We start from the raw sequence: 19768 nt of genomic DNA, 5'->3' as shown, positions 1-19768 counted from the left end.
GGCCATCTTACTGTTGACTAAGCAAACGATCGACATTTTCCTTCATCGCCTTGGAGAAATCCTGCGCTGTTATGCCGCCGGACAGAATTTCCTCCCCCTTGGTCGTCAGCACGTCCCACATGCCGCTTGGCAAGTACAGGCGGTCGAAGTACGGGAATACGCGGACATCCTTGAATTGCTCATAATAAGCGGTGGCCTGTCCAAGGTCGGCGGTCACGCTTTTGAATGCGGCGGGGGAGCCCGTTGCTTCGGACATCATTTTCATATATTCCGGTTTTGCATAGAAAGCGAGGAATTTCTTCGCTTCTTCGAGCTTCGGCGAATCCTTCCAGGCCGCCAAAGTGTTGCGTTCGCCGCCGGAGAAGTTCGGCGCGTCCCCGGCAGCCATGGCAGGCACCGGCATAATTCCGAATTTCAGATCGGGGTTTAACTTCAGCGCGTCGGCGGTAAACGCCGGACCGGTCATGACAAAGGCGATTTGATCTTGAGCAAACAAAGCCGGGATATCGGAATATTTCGCCGTCAGCACATCTTCATTCATTAAACCTTTGTCGGACAGCTCTTTGAATTTTTCGGCAAGCGGCGTCCAGTTGTTCCAGTCGAACGTGTTGTCCAGCAAAGCTTGCGCCTGATTCGGTTCGGGGCTGATCAGCAGCGAGTTGGCAAAGTAATCGAAAAATTGCCCGATCGTCCATGAATCTTGACCGGCAAAATAGAACGGAATGACGGAGCCGTTGCTTTCGGCCTTGATCTTCTCGCCGGCCGCAATCATCTCATCGATTGTCGCAGGGATTTCGATGCCGTACTTCTCCAGTACGGCGGCATTAAACGTAATGCCGTCCTTCGATTCGTTCAGCGGCAGTGCGTAGACTTTGCCTGTTTCGTCCATCAGCACATTTTTGATCGTATCCGTCAGATCGGCCGTCCAGGCTTCTCCGCTCAGATCCGCAACATAGTCTTTGTAACGGGTTTTTGCCCAGCCGTGCGTGTCGAATAAATCGGGAAGCTGGTTGGAGGCCATCATCATTTTGAGAACGCTGTCATAATCGGCCCCCGGGTATTGCACTTCAATTTCGACATTCGGGTTTTCCGCTTTATAATCGGCGATTACCTTTTTCAGCACTTCTTGCGAAGAACCGTCCGATGCCGTACTGTACAAGCTAAGGGTTATCTTTTCTCCACCCGCTCCGGAGGATGAGCCGGACGTCTGGGCGTTATTATTGCTTTTGGAGCTGCCACAAGCGCTTACAATCAGGACTAAAATCAGCAGCAGCATAGAAATGGATGTTTTTTTCATATTTGTCCTCCATAAACCTGTCGGATGATTGTTTTTTGATTTGGGCCATCATATACTACAGAATGGAATAATCTTTTTCTTGGCTCCCTTTATGGGAGTCCTTTTTTTGCTTGCGCCGCGTTACGATGTCATTTTGTCTTTGCGCCGCAGCTCTCTCTCACTATGAGCCGGGTTGGCACTACAACGCGCAGCGGAACGTCGCGGCCCCGCAATCTTTCGGCCATCAGGTTCACCGCTGACCGCCCCATTTGTTCGCTGTAAATTTTGACGGTCGTGAGGGGTACGCTGGCAAATGCCGCCATTTCAATATCGTCCATCCCCACAATTGCAACATCATCCGGTACCGAGAGGCCCGCTTCCTTAATCGCCCGCAGCGCGCCTATAGCCATGGGGTCGTTGGCAAAGAAAAAAGCCTCCGGCAAATCCCCTTTGGCGATTGCGCTTTGCATCAGTTTGTATCCGCTAAGAATCGTCCAGTCTCCGACATACACATTGCGTTCGCGGTATAGCTTGTTGGCCCGCATGATGTTTTCGAACGCTTTCCGGCGCTTTTCGGGAATTTCGCTCATTGTGCGTTCAAGTCTGTGCATAAATTCCTGGCCGCCGACAAAACCGATGTTCCGATACCCGTGCTCCAGCAAATAGCTGAGCACATCGTTCACGGCCTGCTCCAAATCCACGACAACCGCGTCGATCTCTCCGACTTCCGGGGTGTTGGCCACGTATACTGTCCGATCGCGTTTCGGAAAAATCTCATGCAAATCTTGCGGATCGACGTTACCCACGACAAACAGGCCGTCCAGGTTGCTGAGGTCCCGATATTCCGGCGAGTCCCCGTACATCCGGATTGTTTTGACAATATCAAAGCCCAGTTCGGCACATTGGTTCTCAATACCTTGACGGATCGACAGAAAGTACGGGTCCTGCTGCTCCTGTTCGCCAGAATTCCATAGCAGCAAACCGAGATTATGGCGCTGTTCGGACAGTGCATGCGCTTTCTTTTTGGATTTGCGGGGTTTGTAGTTCAATTGCTCGCACACGGCGTAAATCCGTTGGCGTGTTTGCGGCGTGACCGCTAAAGTGGCGTCTTCATTGAGCACCCTGGATACCGTAGCGATCGAAACTTGAGCCTCCCTGGCGATGTCGCGAATCGTTGCCATTCCAAACCTCCTTCCTTGTTTCGTTAAGTAATGTTTAGTAAATCACGAATACATTATAGCAAACGAATAGCGTATGAACAATTGTTATTTTGCAAAAAACATGTGTAAATTCCGTGTTATTGCAACGTCTGGCAGTTTGAAATAAGGTTGGTTCATTTTTTGGAACGGGTGTCCATTCTTTAATATTTATAACAATGTTTAGTAAACAAATGTGAAACGAACTTTTAGGTTTTACCTTTTTGACAATTTTATCTGTTTAAAATATGATATTTACATACTTGTTGGTATGTGGTGTTGCAAACTTGTTCCTGATAGGAGAAATGAACGTTGAACCACCGCGATAAAATCATTCAGGCATTCATGAAGTTGGCCGGGCGGCTGCCTGCGGACAAAATCAGCTATGAGGAAGTGGCCCGCGCCGCCGGCGTGCATTGGACAACGGTGCGCAGACATTTGGGCGGCAAAGATGATATGCGGGCTATGCTGGCCAGCCGCGGGGCAGAGCCGGAGGGCTTGCCTGCGGATACGCGGACGCGCGTGCTGGATGCCGCCATGGAGGTGTTCGCCCGGCACGGTTATGCCAAAGCCGCGATGGACCAGGTGGCGGCCGAGGCCGGGTTCACGAAAAGCGCGATATATTGGCATTTCGCAAACAAAAGCGAGCTGTATCTGGCCATTTGCGAAAGAAATCTAAGGCAGCAGGAGCAGCTGCTGCCCGCCCAAATCGAAGCGATCGCCCGCGCGGAGGATAAAGTTCGGGCTTTGACGGACTGGCTGAAGGGCCAATTGGCCGCCTGTATGGTAACCCCCGATCGGCCGATGCTGTTTTTTGAGTTTTTAACCTCCAGCCGCAACCCGGAGGTCCAGGACAAGATCCGCGGGCTGTTCGCGGGGTTTTACGCCAAAGTCGCAGAGTTGCTCCGCGATTGCCAAACGCAGGGGTGGCTGCGCGGCGATATCGATCCGGGCTCGCTCACGCTGTACACCCAGACGGTTATGAACGGAATCGTTCTTTCGTGGCTGCTGGCCCCTAAGGAGCTAAAGCTGGATCAATTCGCCCGGGATGCCGCAAGGCTGCTGTGGGACGGATTATCGCCGCGATAAGGGCGGAAGACTTTTTCCGGCTTCATTGGAAATTTATTTCGATGAAGCCGTTAATTATAACATTAACATACTGATTAGTACGTTGCTGCGTTGGCGTTTCGGAAAACCAAAAGGAGGAGAGGGGAGAATTGGTGATACTAACTGTATTGCTGGGATTTGCTGCGATAATGCTGGCGGCGTTCTACGGCTACAACCAATTGAAGTTTCGGCAGGCGGAAATGGAATTCCCGCCATCCGGAAAGTTTGTGGAGGCGGATGGAATCCGCCTGCATTACCTGGAACGGGGGCAGGGCAGGCCGGTGGTATTTTTGCATGGGGGAGTTTTATGGAGCCGTGATTTTGAGCGGGTCATGGAACTTGCGGCGGCCAAGGGATATCGAGCGTTGGCTTTTGACCGCCCCGGATACGGGCACAGCGGCCGCCCGAAGCACGGCCCGGTTACACCGGCCGATCAAGCCCGGCTGCTGCATGAGGCTTTGAACAAGCAGGGAGTGGAGCGGCCGATTCTGGTCGGGCATTCCTGGAGCGGATTGCTGGTCCTTGCATACGGGGCCTTGTATCCCGATGATCTGGCGGGGATCGTGACGCTGGGGGGCGGCATGTATAAAGAAGGATATCCGGCGGAAAAAGGCGATCCGATCTCCAGAATCGTGATGATGCCGCTGGCGGGGCGGATCGTGATGAATCTTCTGCTGGCAACCTTGGGGAGAGTCATGGCCCGACAAATCATGAAAGCGACCTTCGCCCCGGAGCCGGTTCCCTTCGCTTATGAACAGGAAACGTTGGCGCTGTGGCTCCGGCCGTCCCAGTTCCGGGCGAACCGGGAGGACGTGCTGGCTTTTGCTCCGGCGGCCGCCGAGATATCCCCGAACTATCGCCGGATTCAGGCGCCTGCCGTCATCGTCGTCGGGCGGCGGGATCCTTTTCCGACCAAGGAACACAGCTATCGGCTGCACCGGGACTTGCCGAATGCGGCGCTGATGGAGCTCCCCGACGCCGCGCACATGATCCCCCATCATCATCCGCAAGCTGTCATCGATGCCGTGGAGAAGCTGGCTCGCGAATGAACCTTCTGAATCCATCCTCCGGCGGGATAAGCGGAAACTTAAGAAAAACTTTATTTTTATACCCATTTCTTCTTAAAAAATTTTGACTATCCTTAAGGAATGAAAGGTTAGGAGGAATACGAGCCATGAAGAAATGGGTGTTTTGTGTGCTGGTCCTGCTGCTGCTGGGCTACGCTTTCGTTAAATTTAAAGTCAGCGATTTATCCGCGATTCCGTTGGATAAAATTACGCTTACCGACGATAACCCCCAAGCCCCGGCGGACCGGGGATTCACGATAAAAATCACGGGGGAGCAGGTTTATCGGGGCGATCTGCTGCTGGTCAATCAAGACCATCCGGTTCCGGATCAAGGTCCGGAGGAGGAAGCACTCAGTCTGGTTCAACATGATGAATTACTCCAAGGTTTTGGCGTGATGGATAACACGGTTCGGCTGTCGGAAAGATTGGCTGGAAAATTTATCGAGATGGCCGCCGCCGCAGGCGAGGACGGAGTGAATCATTTCCTGATCACCAGCGGGTATCGGGACGAGCGGCGGCAGGATGAGCTGTATCGTCAAATGGGAGCGGAATATGCGATGCCGGCGGGATATAGCGAGCATAACCTGGGTTTGTCACTAGATATCGGCTCGTCAGAAGCGGAGATGAACGTTGCGCCGGAAGGCAAATGGTTAAAAGAGAACGCATGGAAATACGGGTTTGTACTGCGTTATCCGGAGAACAAAACCGCGGTGACCGGCATTCAATACGAGCCCTGGCATTTCCGTTATGTAGGCCTGCCCCACAGCGCCATTATGCAGAGAAACGACATGGTTCTGGAAGAGTATCTCAACTACCTGAAAGTGAAACAAGCCGTTAAGGCCGACGTCAACGGCCAGACCTACCACGTATTTTATTTTCCCGTCACCGATGGCGGTACAATCCGCGTTCCGGTCGAAGGAAGTTATGAGCTTTCCGGAAATAATGTGGACGGTGTGATTGTAACTGTGCATGAGGAATAGAGCGGACGAATATATTTTTAACAAACTTTTTGTAAGCAGCTTGACAAATGGAACCGCCTGGGTTTATGATTGTTTCAGAATCAAGCATCTCAATATAAAGATAATATTTTAGGGATGCAAGCAATATACATGGCGGTGTAAACTCATGGGTCTGTTGGACAGAATATTTGGAAGAACAACGAATAAGGAGGAGACAAACGTGTCAAAATTGAACATTGGGATTATTTTGGGAAGTACCCGCGATGGCCGCGTCAGCCCGCAAGTGGGAGAATGGGTGAAAAAAATCGCCGACGCGCGCGGAGACGCGAACTATGAAATCGTCGATATCGCCGATTATAAGCTGCCGCTTCTGGGTGAAGCCGACGCTTCCGAGCAAGCGGCGAAGTGGAATGAAAAACTGAACTCCTTGGACGGCTTCGTGTTTATCGTGCAGGAGTACAACCACAGCATCACCGGCGCGCTGAAAAACGCGCTCGACTACGCACGCGAAGCCTGGAACAACAAAGCGGCCGGCATCGTGAGCTACGGCTCGGTCGGCGGCGCCCGCGCGGCTGAACACCTGCGCGGCATCCTTGGCGAATTGTCCGTGGCCGACGTTCGCGTACATGTTACGCTGTCGCTGTTCACCGATTTCGAAAACTACAGCGTATTTAAACCGGCTGATCTGCACCTGACCAACCTGAACGGCATGCTGGACCAAGTGCTCGCTTGGAGCGGCGCTTTGAAGACGCTGCGTTAATGGCATAAACGAACGAAAAGGGCCGCCCCAAAAGTAGACTTAAGCTACTTGGGGCGACCTCTTTTTTTAAGATTATTTATAACTCGACTTTCACAGAGCAAAAATCAGCTTGAGTCCCTGCGTTGAAGGCTTGAGGATAGGGAAGTGGGGGGGGGAGGGGCGGCAGATCAACACTCGCTTTCCGGAGACTTTGCACGATTATCCCGTTTGATCAGGTAGCTAAAGAGAAAGACAAGCTCGGAAAATATTTGGTGAAGAAGCAGATAGGTTCGAGATAATTTAGACGGGCTTAGGAGAAGGAATCATATCATATTTAGGGGAGGTGAATATAGACCGGATAAGAGATCAAGACAGGGGATCAAGATAGGAGATCAAGGACAAGATGCGAGGGAAACGAAAAGACCGTGATTTTGCTGTAGCCTGAACTCTTCCGTCTGCAGCAACGCCCGTACTGTTCATGCTAACCCCTACCCAATTAAGTTGATCCGCATCAAGTTAACCCCCACCGTTCAAACATCACGATCAGGCCGCAGCCGCAAGGGGCTGATTCGGTCGGCGCCCGATCAGCCGGCGGTAAGGGATCGCCGGAATCGCCACACACATGCGCAGTAACTTCTGCCGCATCGTTTCTTCCGCTCCGGGCAGTCCTCCGGACAGGCGCAGCCGGCGGCATCCGGTGTATTCGTTTAGATACGCCTGCAGATGCTTCAGTCCCAAGGCTCCATACGTACTTTTCAGCGATTCCCACGCCTCTCTCACCACTCTCCGCAAGGGAGCATACAGCCGAAAGGCCTGAGGAAACAACTGTACCGCCGATGAACGAACATCCACATGCCCGCCAATAAACGCGGTTAGATCGTGACGGTTTGCCCTTTCTTCGCCTCCCCGCTTATACGGCACCAGGCGGATTTTGACCTGCTCCGGCTCGCCCGACTCCGTGATCGTGCAGCCGGCTACGACCGCCGAGGCGTACGGATGCGAAAGCTGACACCGGGACGGATTACGCCCATACTGATCGCTGTTCACCTTCACGTCTCCGGAGAGCAGCTCCCGGGCATCAAACTCCCCGACGGCATGGCGTATTCGGTGCAACATTGACCAGGCGGTCTTGTAGGCGACCCGGATCACCTTGCTCAGCCGCAGCGCCGAGATGCCGCCAGAGAGCAGGAACAACTCCAGCGCATGAAACCACTTCACCAGGGGGAGATGCGTTCCTTCAAAAATCGTGCCGACCAAAGGCGATGTTTGATGCTTGCACTTTCCGCACTCAAACAAAGGGATATGCCGGGAGGTCAGACGGCTGCACCGGGTGTGAGCGCAGCGCGGGCAGACAAAGCCGTTTGGCCACTTCATCGCGATTAGCGCCTCCATACAATCCTGCTCGCCGTTAAAACGGCTGCTGAATGGTTGAAGTTCCGTTCCCGCATTGATCTCCATGTTTACTCGCCCCCGAATCAAGAATACACGAACATAAGTTCCATTTATTTCATTATACCAAACATGCGTTCTCTTATCAAGCTGAAAATCTCACCTGAACCGCCTTATTTTTTCCTCATCTTTTCTGTTTTTTCTTCTCTCTTTTTTTGGAACCCTTTGCTCTAGCCCTCCCGCTCCCTGAACGAAAGGAATAATCGTGCAAAGGCAGGCAGCAGGCAGGAACACCAAGACACGAACCCTTTAGACAGTCCCTTTAGCCCCCTCACCTGGCGTCGATTTGTGACACTGTTCGAACGGCTACGGTGCAAAAGATAGATACGCTGACCCCGCCGGATCGTGACGTCTCTACATCGTTGACGCTTCCATAGTTGCTCGACTTGATCACCGAAGCAGCCCAAAAAGCCGGGAAGACGCTGTCCATCTCTGATTCAGCGTCAACTCCGGCAATGGATTGCTGCTTTATCCAGCTACATCAAGGCTTGTCTGCCGATTTTTTGCTGCGAAAGTTGAGTTATAAGTTTTCAGCGGGGCTGAGCACTTCTATAATCGCAAGAAAACTACCGCTATACGCGGTCTGGCTTCCTTGAGAGTACGTCGATAGACGTTTTTCTTATGGGAGAACAAACGGCGGCTTGCTTTCATATTGGAGCCCGATTTAAGAAACGAAGTTGGAAAGCATCTTGTCTTTTGCCGGCTTCCTGTTCCCGGGAGCAGTATGGATCATCAGCATGAGTACGGTGAGCGTAACCGGGAGGCCCGATGGAGGATAGACCAAGTACACATCCTTCCATGCGGGGGCAAACTTGTTCTTGTAATCGTACAGCCCCTTGAAGTTATAGAACTTGTTCCCGTATTTATAAACCCATTTGGCAAAAAGAAGGTCGTTTACGTTGGCCAAAGGAGCCATGCCCAGACTGCAAAAATCGTATCGCCGCTCTTGCGCCCACAAAAACAGGGAGGCAAACAGCACATCCATGGCGCCATGCGGACAGGCCTTCGTATACCGCATCAGGTCCACGGTGATCTGGCGGGGCGCGGCCGCATCCCGCGAATCCGGCGAGGACGGGGGCGGATCGCCGCCAAGCGTGGCAAAAGCTTCGTATTCTCCATCCGGGCCGATCAAGACGGCGACGGGGAACCGGTTGACATACTCACGGGAGAACGAACCCACGGAGAAGCTTTTCTCTTTCCGCTCACCGAGCCATTCCCCGGAAATCTTGTGCAGCCGGTCCAGGAACCGGTCCTCAAAAGGCGGGTGCAGCACCGCAAATGTGAAGCCGGCCCGTTTCAATTTATTGATCCGGCCGCGCAGCTTCAGCCACGCTTTTCCATGCAAATGGAACTTCGCCAGATCGACCTGGGCCTCCTCCCCGATTTTGGCATACTGGAGCCCGTGCTGCTTGTATAGCTGCAAAAAGGAGGACTTGGCCTGATAAAAAGCCGGGATGTACCCGTGCTCGCGGCAGTGATGCATAAACTGGCCGATCACCCGCGGAATCGCTTCCGGTTTGCCCAGGGGATCGCCCAACGCGATTCTGCGGTTCCCCAGGCTGCGGTAGACGATGCAAGCTTCGTGCTCGGAATCCCAAAACCATTTTTTATCGCCAAGGTAGTATAAGTGCGTATGCGAGTTGTGTCCGCAGCTTTGCAGCAGGCGCTGCAAGCGGCGCTCTTGCGTGGCGTCGATCAAAGGTACCTCTCCTAAACTGGTAATTTCCATGTGATGCAGGACGCCAATTTGCGTCGAATAGATTAATCATCGGCATTTTCCGCAGGCATTTTTAGAGGGACTTGCCGCGCTTTAAATCACTTTATGGGCATACCACTTCTTCCCGCGGAACCGCCACAGGAAAACCGCGCCGCGCACGCCCCATTCGGAGCACATCGCCAGCCAGACGCCGGTAATGCCGAAGCCCAGCGTAATGCCGAGAATGTATCCCAGCACGACCCGGAACAGCCACATCGTCAGCATCGAGGTCAGCGAAGTGAACCGCGAGTCTCCCGCCGCCCGCAGCGCGGAAGGGAGGATGAAGCTGACCGCCCACAGCGGAACCTGGGCGATGGTGCTGATCAGCAGGACCGCAAATATATCGCCGACGATTTCGGCGGGAGGATCGAACAAGCCGACGAGCGGCCGGAAGAACGGCATCAGCAGAAGTCCGACCACGGCTAGGGAAGCGGAGCCGAGCCAAAGGAACGATTTGATGAACTTCCGGGCGTCGGCAATATTTCCGCTCCCGATGCATTGCCCGACGACGGTGACAATCGTCAGCGACAAGGCGCTCGCGGGGATTTGGAACACCATGGCCAGCGAACCGCCGATGGCGTTGGTCGCGATCGCGTAGGTGCCCAGGCTGACGATGAACACCTGGGTGAGCAGCTTCCCGCCATTAAAAAACATCTGCTCCGCGGCGAACGGGAGCCCGATGAACATGATTTTGCGCAGCATCGACAACGGCAGCTTGAACAGGTCGCGCAGGTGCAGCCGCAGCGTTTCCTCCATTTTGAACAAATAAAACAACGCGCAAATAGCGCCCGCATACCGGGCGATGTTCACGGAAAGGGTCATCCCGACCACGCCCATGTGGAGTACGCTGATGAACACCACATTCAGCAGCACGTACAGTAAATTCATGATGAGGGAGAGGGCCAGCGAGGCCCGGGTCTTCCCGATCCCCCGCAGTCCCGCGCATACCGCCTGCACAAGCGCCAAGCCCATGTAGGAAATGCTGCTGCCGATCAGATAGACTCGGGCGCTGTCCAGCACATCCGGGGAGGCGGAGCCGAACAGCAGGCTCATGACGGGGTTGTGCAGCCCGATCAGGAGCAGGCCGATGGCCAGGGCCATCAGGGACACCGAGGTGACCGTGCCCGCCGCGGCCCGGGAGACCATGCGGTCATTGCCGCTGCCTTTGTATTGGGCTACGACCACTGTTCCCCCGGTGGCCACGGCGACAAAAACATTGATCAGGAACACGTTCAGTGAGTCGACCATGTTGACGGCGCTGACCGCGGCGACGCCCGAGGAGCTGATCATCGCGGTATTCACCAGATTAAGGCCTACGATAAAGGCCTGATCCACCAAAATCGGCAAAAACAAGGCGATCACCTGCCGGTAATCCATCGATTCGCCGGATAAATATTTGTCGAGTAAGCCGCCCTCTTTTTGCAGACGGGCCAGAACCTGTTTCAAAGGAATCACATTCTTTTCATGTAATGGAAAAAACTCTTCGGACGAAGAGCTTGAACGAATCGCAAGATTAGCGATAGGGTTGAAGATAACATCACCGGCGCTATCTGTCAATGAAGTCGGATGGATCACCGAAATTTGCCCGCTTTCAACCGATACTTTTAAATGATACCATAAAAAAAGCAAGGCAAAGCCATAGGGGAGGGATTTTTTTGAAAGCGCTGTTTATCGGAGGAACGGGGACGATCAGTTCGGCGATTACGAGACAGCTGGCGGAACAGGGCTGCGAGCTTTACCTTTTGAACCGGGGAAGCCGGAATGGGGATTTGCCGGCCGGCGTAAAAGTCATTCAAGCGGATATCAATCATGAGGACGAAGTCAGGGGGCTGCTGGCGGACCAAACCTTTGACGTGGTGGCCGATTTCATCGCTTTTGAACCGTCGCAGGCGGAACGGGACTATCGTCTGTTTAACGGCAAGACGAAACAATATATATTTATCAGCTCGGCGTCCGCTTACCAGACCCCGCTGTCGGATTACCGCATCACGGAGGGAACGCCGTTATTAAATCCTTATTGGGCTTACTCCAGGAACAAAATCGCCTGCGAGGAGTATTTGATGAAGCAGTACCGGGAGCAGGGCTTTCCGGTGACGATCGTCAGACCGAGCCATACTTATGGCGAGCGGTCCATTCCGCTGGGGGTGCACGGAAGCAAAGGCTCGTGGCAGGTGGCCAAACGCATGCTGGAGAACAAGCCGGTGATCATTCACGGGGACGGCACGTCGCTGTGGACGCTGACCCACAACAGCGATTTCGCCAAAGGGTTTATCGGGCTGATGGGCAATATCCACGCCATCGGCGAGTCGGTGCACATTACCTCGGACGAAAGCGTCACCTGGAATCAAATTTATGAAATTATCGCCGATGCCCTTGGCGTCAAGCTGCGCGCGGTGCATGTCGCTTCCGAATTTCTGGCGGCCAGCGGTCCCTATGATTTGCGGGGCGGGCTGCTCGGCGACAAGGCCAACACCGTCGTGTTTGACAATGCCAAGCTGAAAAGATTGGTGCCCGGTTTCACAGCCACAACACGGGCCGATCAGGGCATCAAACGGACGGTGGAATACATTTTGGCGCATCCTGAGTATCAGACGGAGGATCCGGAGTTCGACGCCTGGTGCGATAAAGTGATCGCAGCATTGGAGACGGCCGCCAAGGCCGTAAGCGAATAGACGAAATTAGACACAATAAACCGAAAGGAATGCGCCTGATTCATTCAGGCCACGGGACGCCAGCTTGGCGTCCCTTTTTGTTCATCCTCCACGCCTGGCCCGAAATAGCGGAGCTTTATGGCTTTATTTTTCGGATTTGAGCACATTTATCCCCATTAGCGGAACTTTATGTACTTATTTTTCAAGAAACGCAGCAGATTTGGGGCATTTCCCGGCGGGTCGGGAAAATAACGACATAAATTTCCTCTATTTCTCTCAAAGTGGGGGGACCGCCGGAATAGCGGCATTTTTTGCTGTTATGTGTTCGTCGCTTAAGTTTGCATCAGGGCGGGCGTGTGATTTTCAAGCGGCTTTTGGCGGATTTACCGTGCGAATTATCATAGTGCATTTGCACAATACATTTCGTCCCTTTATCAATATTTTTTCCGGCGGGGGCCGATTATACTGAAAGCGTGTTCAACAAATGCATAGGAGGAAGACAGATGGAAGGATTAACGATCAGTTGGATTGGCGCTTTGGCGGGGCTGGCAATAGCCATCGTTCTGATATTAAGAAAGTTGAATCCGGTTTATGCGTTGTTTTTGGGCGCGATTGTAGGCGCTTTAATTGGCGGAGCCAACCTGGAAGAGACCGTCGGCGTGCTGGTCAGCGGGACGCAAAGCGTGATGGGGACGGTCATCCGGGTGCTCGCCGCCGGCGTGCTGGCCGGCGTGATGATGGAGTCGGGGGCGGCCGAGACGATTGCCCAGGCGATCGTCAGGAAGTTCGGCGGAAGTAAAGCGATTCTGGCGCTGGCGCTCGCGACCATGATCATTACCGCGGTGGGCGTATTTATCCCCGTTGCGGTATTGATCGTAGCGCCGATCGCCTTGTCGGTCGGGAACAAGATGGGGATCTCCAAGATTGCCCTGCTTCTGGCGTTATCCGGCGGCGGGAAAGCGGGGAACATTATTTCCCCCAACCCGAATGCAATTGCCGCTGCGCGCGGCTTCAACCTGGACTTGAGCCAAGTCATGCTGGCCGGCCTGATTCCGGCGGTTTGCGGCCTGATCGTTACGGTCATCGTCGCCACGCTGCTGAAAAATAAAGGAGCCAAAGTAACCGATGCAGAAGCAGTAGATGAGGCGGTAGACACGTCGAAATATCCCCCGCTGGGCAAAGCGATCGTAGCGCCTTTGGTCGCCGTCGTCCTGCTGATGATCAATCCGATCGGTTCGCTGTCGGGCATCGAGGCGCTGGCGAAGTTTAAAGTGGACGCCATGTACATTTTGCCGATTGCCGGAATCATCGGGATGCTGGCTATGGGCCAGGGCAAGAAGATTTTGGAGTACACCGCCTCCGGCTTGAATAAAATGACGGCAACCGTGTTGATCCTGATCGGCGCGGGCGGCATCGCCGGGCTGATCTCCGCTTCGGATCTGTCGACGCAGGTGGTGTCCCTGATTGAAGCTTCGGGGATTTCGGGTACCTTCCTGGCGCCGATTTCCGGTATCCTGATGGCCGCGGCTACCGCATCCACATCGACGGGCGTCATTTTGGCGACGGGTTCGTTCGGACAAGCCATCCTCAATATGGGCACGGCTCCGCTGGCGGCGGCGGTGATGGTCCATACCGGGGCCACTGTGATCGACTCCCTGCCGCAGGGCAACTATTTCCACGTTACGGCGGGAGCGATGAAAATGACGATCAAGCAGCGGATGGGCCTCATTCCTTACGAAGCCATTGTCGGCGGAACGATGGCCATTGCGGCGACGTTGATTTACGGATTTTTGTTCTAAAGTCAAACTTTAACACCATACGAGGATAGCGAAAGTTTGCTTTTACAATTATAGACGGGGTGAGAAAATGAAAGCGAAAACATTTGTGCTGGCGCCGGACTCGTTCAAAGAGAGCATGACGGCCAAGGAAGTGTGCGCTGCGATGGAAAAGGGGCTGCGCAAAGTTTACCCGCAGGCCGACTTTATCCACGTTCCGATGGCGGACGGCGGTGAAGGCACGGTGCAGTCCCTGGTGGACGCTTCCGGAGGGCGGATCTATACGAAGGTGGTAACCGGGCCGCTCGGGGAGCCGGTGACGGCACAGTACGGCATTCTGGGCGACGGAGAGACCGCCGCGATCGAAATGGCCTCGGCCAGCGGGATTCACCATGTGAGCAAGGAAACGAAAAATCCGCTCATCACGACCACTTACGGTACCGGCGAACTGATCCGCGAATGCCTTGAAAAAGGCATCAAGCGGATTATCATCGGCATCGGCGGCAGCGCCACCAATGACGGCGGGGCGGGCATGGCCGAGGCGCTGGGCGCCCGGTTCCTGGATGCGGACGGCCGGGAGCTGCCCCGCGGCGGCGGAGCGCTAAAGCGGCTGGAGCGAATCGATATTTCCGCGCTTGATCCAAGGCTGCGGCAGGTGAATCTGATTGTCGCCTGCGATGTGACGAATCCGCTGTGCGGCGAGCATGGCGCGTCCCATGTGTTTGGCCCGCAAAAAGGCGCCACGCCGGAGATGGTGCGGCAGCTCGACGCCGGCCTGGCTCATTATGCGGACATTGCGAAGCGGCAGCTCGGCAAGGACGTGCGCGATATCCCCGGCGCCGGGGCGGCCGGCGGGCTGGGAGCGGGGCTGCTGATTTTTACGCAGGCCGTGCTGCGGAAGGGCATCGAGATCGTTATCGAATATACCGGCCTGAAACAGAAAGTGGCGGCGGCGGATGTGGTGTTTACCGGCGAGGGCGGCATCGACTTCCAGACGAAATTCGGCAAAACCCCTTACGGGGTAGCCAAAGCGGCCAAAGAAGCAGGCAAAAAAGTCATCGCCGTCGCCGGTTACATCGGCGAAGGGATCGAAGCGCTGTACGAGGAGGGCATCGACGCGGTGTTTGGCATCGTTCCGGGCGCGGGCGATTTGGAGAAGCTGCTGGCCGAAGGGCCGCAAAACGTGGAGCGCACCTGCGAAAACATCGCCAGAGTGTTGAAGTTGAGCGAGTGATCCAGAGTGCTGAGCTGAGCGAGTAGTCCAATGCTAAGGCTGAGCAAGTATCCTGAGTGCTGAAGCTTAGCGAGAGCCGACGTGGGCGGGCGAATGGAGTCCGCCCTTGTACAACATGGAAAGCCGAGGGAGAAAGGTTGCGTCGTATGCGCCCTTTCTCTTTTCCTTGCCCTTTAGCTGTACAGCGACAGCAAGCCGTGAATAAGCTCAAACAATTGCAGCACATTCCGCGGATCTTTGCCGGTCACGGTTTCGATCCGTTTCAGGCGATACTGGAGTGTGTTGCGGTGGATATTTAGTTCGGCCGCCGTCAGGGAAACGCTGCAGTTGTTGTTGATGAAGCTGCGCAGCGTCTCCAGCAATTCTGCGGAATCCTCTAGCTTGCCGACGGCATGCAGGTCGGCGGACAGTTTTACTTGGCTCAGGTTGACCAGAAACGGAACCTGCTCATAATAGATCGTCCGCACCGGCAGCTTCAAAGCCAGCAATACGCCCATGGCCGACTTCGCCTGCCGGCAGCTCTCCGCGATACTGTTCTCAAACCGGCTGACGGAGATCAATACATCAGGTTGTCTTTTCAGCAGCTGGCGAATCAGCGGCTCTGTGTCCGATTCGTGCTGCACGAGGATGAGGCAAGTGTCTTCTTCCAGGAGAAAAGAAGGATAAGGCCGCAGGAGCTTAGACGCCTCTTCGTCCCATTGGAGATGCTTCAGATAAAGCGCCGCGGTTTTTAGCAGCAGGTCCAGCTTGTAGGCGGCGGCTTCTTTTTTCAGCTTCTGGGTGTACGGTCCTTGCGCGGCAAGCAGCATTTCCAGGAACGCCTTTTTGCGGGTGGCTTCATGCGCCAGATTTTCCAAAGCGGTTTTCTGCTCGATCAGCAGCGCTACGGTCGTCCTTACGATATTGCAAAAAGGCCGGACCTCGTCCGGATTGCCGCTGATGCCAATGACGCCGACGCGCCGGCCGTCGATGACGATCGGTTCGTTGGTGCCTTTTTTCTCAAAACGCTTGTCCTCCCATACCTCCACCATTTGTCCCGTGGCCAACGCTTTGACGGCCCCCTGGTGAACGGTGCCTACCCTTTCTTTTTTGCCGCTGCCGACGATAATCCCCTGGTCATTCATAATATTAATGTTATAGGGAATATCCATCATCATTTTATCTACGATTTCCTGGGCCTGCTTCTCGGAAAGCTGAAACATTTCGGGGTCCTCCTTCGGAAAAAGAATCCGCCTGCCATCATTTTACCCTTTGGCAAAAAAGTATACATCATTTGTGCATTTGCATGAAATGACAAAAGACGTAAGTCCGGTACTCTAGGAATCGGGTTAGTCCGTAACGGACCCTAAAGACTCTGTTCGCCCGAAAAAGCGGGTCCTAAATTGTAGCGGTCACAGGAGGTGTAATTTCCTGCAGATTCGTAAAAATTGCCTCGTTTAGAGCAAAATAAGGTCAGTTGTGTCCGTTAAGATAGGGAATAACCAGGAAACGCCCCTAGCGCTGCATTAACTTTTGCTTAAGATTTCCCGTAAACCTACCCGAAGATCTAACGGTTGTAGCGGCTGCTATTTTATGAAAAAGGACCCTTTCTAAATGAAGAATTTCGAATATGGGTATGCAGAAGCGTACAGTTCATATACAAGCGCTTTTCTTTTGCTTTAATGAGAAAAATATAGTAGAATACAAAAATATAGTTAATATAATGAAGCGGGGGACCGATCATGGAAATAGGAATCAGCACGTTTGTGGAAACCACGCCGGACGTTGTTACCGGTGAAGTCATCAGTCATGCGCAGCGGCTGCGCGAGGTAGTGGAAGAGATTATTCTGGCCGACCGGGTGGGGCTTGACGTTTTTGGCGTCGGCGAGCATCACCGGAAGGATTATGCAGCGTCTTCGCCAACCCTTGTCCTGGCAGCAGCCGCGCCGCAGACGAAACGGATTCGCCTCACCAGCGCGGTGACCGTATTGTCGTCGGACGATCCGGTCCGGGTGTTTCAGGATTTCGCCACGCTTGACGGCATCTCGAACGGACGTGCGGAGATTATGGCGGGGCGCGGTTCTTTTATCGAGTCCTTTCCGCTGTTCGGATATGATTTGAACGATTACGACGAACTGTTTGATGAGAAGCTGGACCTGCTGCTCAAGCTGCGGGAGTCGGAAAAAGTAACCTGGCAGGGCAAACACCGCCCGGCGATTCAAAACCTGGGCGTCTACCCTCGTCCGGTGCAGAATCCGCTCCCCGTATGGATCGGCAGCGGCGGCAATACCGAGTCCGTCGTTCGCGCCGGGCTGCTTGGATTGCCGCTGGTGCTGGCGATCATCGGCGGCCGTCCCGTCCAGTTTGCGCCGCTGGTGAAGCTGTATAAGCGTGCGGCGGCCGAGGCCGGACACGACGTTTCCAAGCTGACGGTGGCTTCGCATTCGCACGGGTTTGTCGGGGATAAGCTGGACGAGGCGGTCGAGAAGTTTTTCCCGCCGACCCAGGCCGGCATGAACATCATCGGCCGGGAGCGGGGCTGGGGCTACTACAGCCGCGCCACCTACGATGCGGCCCGCAGCCTGGAAGGCGCACTGTACGTCGGCGATCCGGAGACGGTCGCGGCCAAAATCATCCACCTGCGCAAAAACGTAGGCATCACCCGGTTTATGCTGCATTGTCCGCTCGGCACGATGCCTCACGAGGACGTCATGAGATCGATCGAGCTGCTCGGCACCGAGGTGGCGCCTCGCGTCCGCGAGGAAATCGCCCGCTGGGAAGCGGAAGGCGGGGAAGTGGAGTAAGTTAAAGCCAAAAAGCGCGAGTAATAGGGGAATGTGTCCTTATCCTCTATGCTCGCGCTTTTTTATACACGAAATAGTTCTTTGGAAGCAGGGGAATTGTTGGATAATAGAGAAATAACGGAAAGGAAGAGATATCGGACTATCAAGATAAGGGAAAAGGCCGGCAGCTTGATTTTTAAATGATGGCTTCGGTCTTCAATGCATTACTTCCTGGTTAGGGGCTTATTTTGTTGAATAGAGAAGCGTTGGGCGATTCTGAACCGGGGATCTCGGGATGATGGATTCCGAATCCCCTTAATCTTCTCAGCTCTCCGCCCGGAACGTCTTCCCCAGCCGCTCCCCCAAGCCGAAATAGTGGCGGAAATTGTAGATGAGCGGGCTCCATTTGCTCGGGGCGATGCGGTTTTCGTCCAGGAGGATGCCGCGGTGGGCGTGAACCCTCACTGCCCGGGTTTCGACGATGGCGAAATCCGGAGAATGTTCCGGGACGCGCAGGGACAACACCTCGGCTTCGATCTGCAAGGGACATTCGCGAATGCGCGCGGGTTTTACTTGATGCGATACCGCCGGCGTTAAGCCGCTGGCCGCAAACTTGTCTTTTTCGAAGTTAAAGCCCATATCCAGCTTGGCTTCCGGCACCGGATTCTTGCCGGTTGTCGGGGCCAAGCGCTCCACGTTCTCCCACATGGACGGGCTGGGAAGATTGATGACACATTCGCGGTGCCTGTCCAAATTTTCCGCCGCTTTTCCGGTCAGCCCGATGCCCAGCACGATGATATCTCCGAGCGCCCACGAGGAAGAGATCGGACTGATATTGACGGTGCCGTCCTCGTTTAACGTATTCAGCAAAATCACCGGGGTTCCGTAATATAAAATTTTAGGCCGGATCACCTTGGTTTCAGTTGGCCCTGCTTCCGTATTGTCCGTGTAATGCTCCATCTTAGCTCCTCCTTTAGTAACTTTCTCCGAACTGCTTTCCCAATTGTATAATAAGGACATTTCCACTATGATCGAAGTATGGATTGCATAGCAAAATAAAGCCGTCATACGAAAATCCACGACAAGGAGGAAGCAACTTATATGGCAATCGTAAACACCAATGTGGCGCTTATCGCCTCGATGGTCAGCGACGCCTCCCGTTCGGCCATACTTAACGCCCTGATGGACGGAAGATTCCACGCGGCCGGGGAGTTGGCCCGGATGGCGGGCATCCAGCCGCAAACGGCAAGTTTTCATTTGGCCAAAATGGTTGATGCCGGGCTGATTGCCGTCGAAAAACAGGGCAGGCACCGGTATTACGGCATCCGGAATCCGGAGGTCGCGCAGGTGATGGAATCGCTATTGTCCATCGCGCCGCCGGTGAAGATTAAATCGCTTAGGCAATCGGCGGAAGAACAAGCGCTGCGCAAGGCACGCACCTGTTACGATCATTTGGCCGGAAGCCTGGGGGTGAGCTTAACCCAAAGCCTGGTCCGGGAGGGGATATTGCTGGAAGGCGAGAACGGATTTGAAGTAACGAAAAATGGGGAAGCTTTTTTTGAAAATTTTCAAATCGATCTGAACCGGGTAAAAAGAAAACGCCGCTCATTTTCCCACAAATGCCTGGATTGGAGCGAACGGCGTCATCATTTGGCCGGAGCGCTGGGCCACGCCCTGCTGGATAGGCTGCTGGAGCTGAATTGGGTGCAGCGTCTGCCGAATACGAGAGCGGTCAAAATTACGCCGCAAGGCAAAGCCGGGTTGAAAGAAGCTTTCTCGCTGGAGGTAGAGGATTAA

The 19768-nt window shown here is 54.3% G+C and carries 16 protein-coding genes and 1 pseudogene; 10 read left to right on the top strand and 7 right to left on the bottom strand.

Annotated elements, in window-relative coordinates:
• Positions 1-7: 7 nt before the first annotated feature.
• Positions 8-1297 (bottom strand): ABC transporter substrate-binding protein, encoded by a 1290-nt coding sequence (locus NYE69_RS01215; RefSeq protein ID WP_316560347.1) that lies wholly within the window; start codon positions 1295-1297, stop codon positions 8-10.
• Positions 1298-1425: 128 nt separating this feature from the next.
• The gene (locus NYE69_RS01210) at positions 1426-2457 is read right to left on the bottom strand and encodes a LacI family DNA-binding transcriptional regulator (protein ID WP_340923007.1); all 1032 of its coding nucleotides are present in this window, start codon (positions 2455-2457) and stop codon (positions 1426-1428) included.
• Positions 2458-2784: 327 nt separating this feature from the next.
• On the opposite strand from NYE69_RS01210, the gene NYE69_RS01205 reads away from it, so the two are divergent.
• From NYE69_RS01205 to NYE69_RS01190, 4 genes are all read left to right on the top strand, one after another.
• A complete protein-coding gene (locus tag NYE69_RS01205; RefSeq protein WP_316560345.1) occupies positions 2785-3561 on the top strand; it encodes a TetR family transcriptional regulator in 777 nt (258 codons plus the stop codon).
• 131 nt (positions 3562-3692) lie between these two features.
• On the top strand, positions 3693-4628 hold the full coding sequence (locus NYE69_RS01200; RefSeq protein ID WP_340930236.1) for an alpha/beta fold hydrolase: 936 nt from the start codon (positions 3693-3695) through the stop codon (positions 4626-4628).
• Positions 4629-4753: 125 nt separating this feature from the next.
• Entirely contained in the window at positions 4754-5626 is an 873-nt protein-coding gene (locus NYE69_RS01195; RefSeq protein ID WP_340923004.1) for a M15 family metallopeptidase, read from the top strand.
• Positions 5627-5825: 199 nt separating this feature from the next.
• Positions 5826-6365, top strand: coding sequence for an NADPH-dependent FMN reductase (locus NYE69_RS01190; RefSeq protein ID WP_316560343.1), 540 nt, complete (start codon positions 5826-5828; stop codon positions 6363-6365).
• 522 nt (positions 6366-6887) lie between these two features.
• Here the strand turns inward: NYE69_RS01190 and NYE69_RS01185 are convergent.
• Complete coding sequence (locus tag NYE69_RS01185; RefSeq protein ID WP_340922999.1) at positions 6888-7802, bottom strand: IS1595 family transposase; 915 nt, start codon at positions 7800-7802, stop codon at positions 6888-6890.
• 368 nt (positions 7803-8170) lie between these two features.
• Between NYE69_RS01185 and NYE69_RS33575 the strand changes: the two are divergent.
• Positions 8171-8312: pseudogene (locus tag NYE69_RS33575) on the top strand (IS4 family transposase); the annotation flags it as partial.
• Positions 8313-8457: 145 nt separating this feature from the next.
• Here the strand turns inward: NYE69_RS33575 and NYE69_RS01180 are convergent.
• Positions 8458-9492: a phosphatidylglycerol lysyltransferase domain-containing protein gene (locus NYE69_RS01180; protein WP_340922996.1), complete on the bottom strand. Its 1035-nt coding sequence runs from the start codon at positions 9490-9492 to the stop codon at positions 8458-8460.
• Positions 9493-9603: 111 nt separating this feature from the next.
• Entirely contained in the window at positions 9604-10926 is a 1323-nt protein-coding gene (locus NYE69_RS01175; RefSeq protein WP_328271946.1) for an MATE family efflux transporter, read from the bottom strand.
• Between the two features lie 278 nt (positions 10927-11204).
• On the opposite strand from NYE69_RS01175, the gene NYE69_RS01170 reads away from it, so the two are divergent.
• The 3 genes from NYE69_RS01170 (at position 11205) to NYE69_RS01160 (ending at position 15209) form a co-directional block, all read left to right on the top strand.
• Positions 11205-12221, top strand: a complete 1017-nt coding sequence (locus tag NYE69_RS01170) for an SDR family oxidoreductase (RefSeq protein WP_340922993.1) — start codon at positions 11205-11207, stop codon at positions 12219-12221.
• Positions 12222-12703: 482 nt separating this feature from the next.
• Positions 12704-13999, top strand: a complete 1296-nt coding sequence (locus NYE69_RS01165) for a GntP family permease (RefSeq protein WP_340922990.1) — start codon at positions 12704-12706, stop codon at positions 13997-13999.
• Between the two features lie 67 nt (positions 14000-14066).
• Positions 14067-15209 (top strand): glycerate kinase family protein, encoded by a 1143-nt coding sequence (locus NYE69_RS01160; RefSeq protein ID WP_340922988.1) that lies wholly within the window; start codon positions 14067-14069, stop codon positions 15207-15209.
• A 173-nt stretch (positions 15210-15382) separates the two neighbouring features.
• Here the strand turns inward: NYE69_RS01160 and NYE69_RS01155 are convergent, their stop codons facing one another.
• On the bottom strand, positions 15383-16411 hold the full coding sequence (locus tag NYE69_RS01155) for a CdaR family transcriptional regulator (protein ID WP_240752205.1): 1029 nt from the start codon (positions 16409-16411) through the stop codon (positions 15383-15385).
• Between the two features lie 519 nt (positions 16412-16930).
• Between NYE69_RS01155 and NYE69_RS01150 the strand changes: the two genes are divergently transcribed.
• A complete protein-coding gene (locus NYE69_RS01150; RefSeq protein WP_340922985.1) occupies positions 16931-17992 on the top strand; it encodes an LLM class flavin-dependent oxidoreductase in 1062 nt (353 codons plus the stop codon).
• 303 nt (positions 17993-18295) lie between these two features.
• Here the strand turns inward: NYE69_RS01150 and NYE69_RS01145 are convergent, their stop codons facing one another.
• Entirely contained in the window at positions 18296-18931 is a 636-nt protein-coding gene (locus tag NYE69_RS01145; RefSeq protein ID WP_340922982.1) for a flavin reductase family protein, read from the bottom strand.
• A gap of 141 nt (positions 18932-19072) precedes the next feature.
• Between NYE69_RS01145 and NYE69_RS01140 the strand changes: the two genes are divergently transcribed.
• Positions 19073-19768 carry an ArsR/SmtB family transcription factor gene (locus NYE69_RS01140; RefSeq protein WP_340922977.1) on the top strand — a complete coding sequence of 232 codons (696 nt, stop codon included), beginning with the start codon at positions 19073-19075 and terminating at the stop codon, positions 19766-19768.

It is taken from the genome of Paenibacillus sp. FSL R5-0527, from assembly GCF_038008055.1.
Taxonomy (GTDB): domain Bacteria; phylum Bacillota; class Bacilli; order Paenibacillales; family Paenibacillaceae; genus Fontibacillus; species Fontibacillus macerans.
The sequence above is the reverse complement of the archived record's forward strand: the minus strand, read 5'-3'. Positions and strand labels throughout refer to the sequence as shown.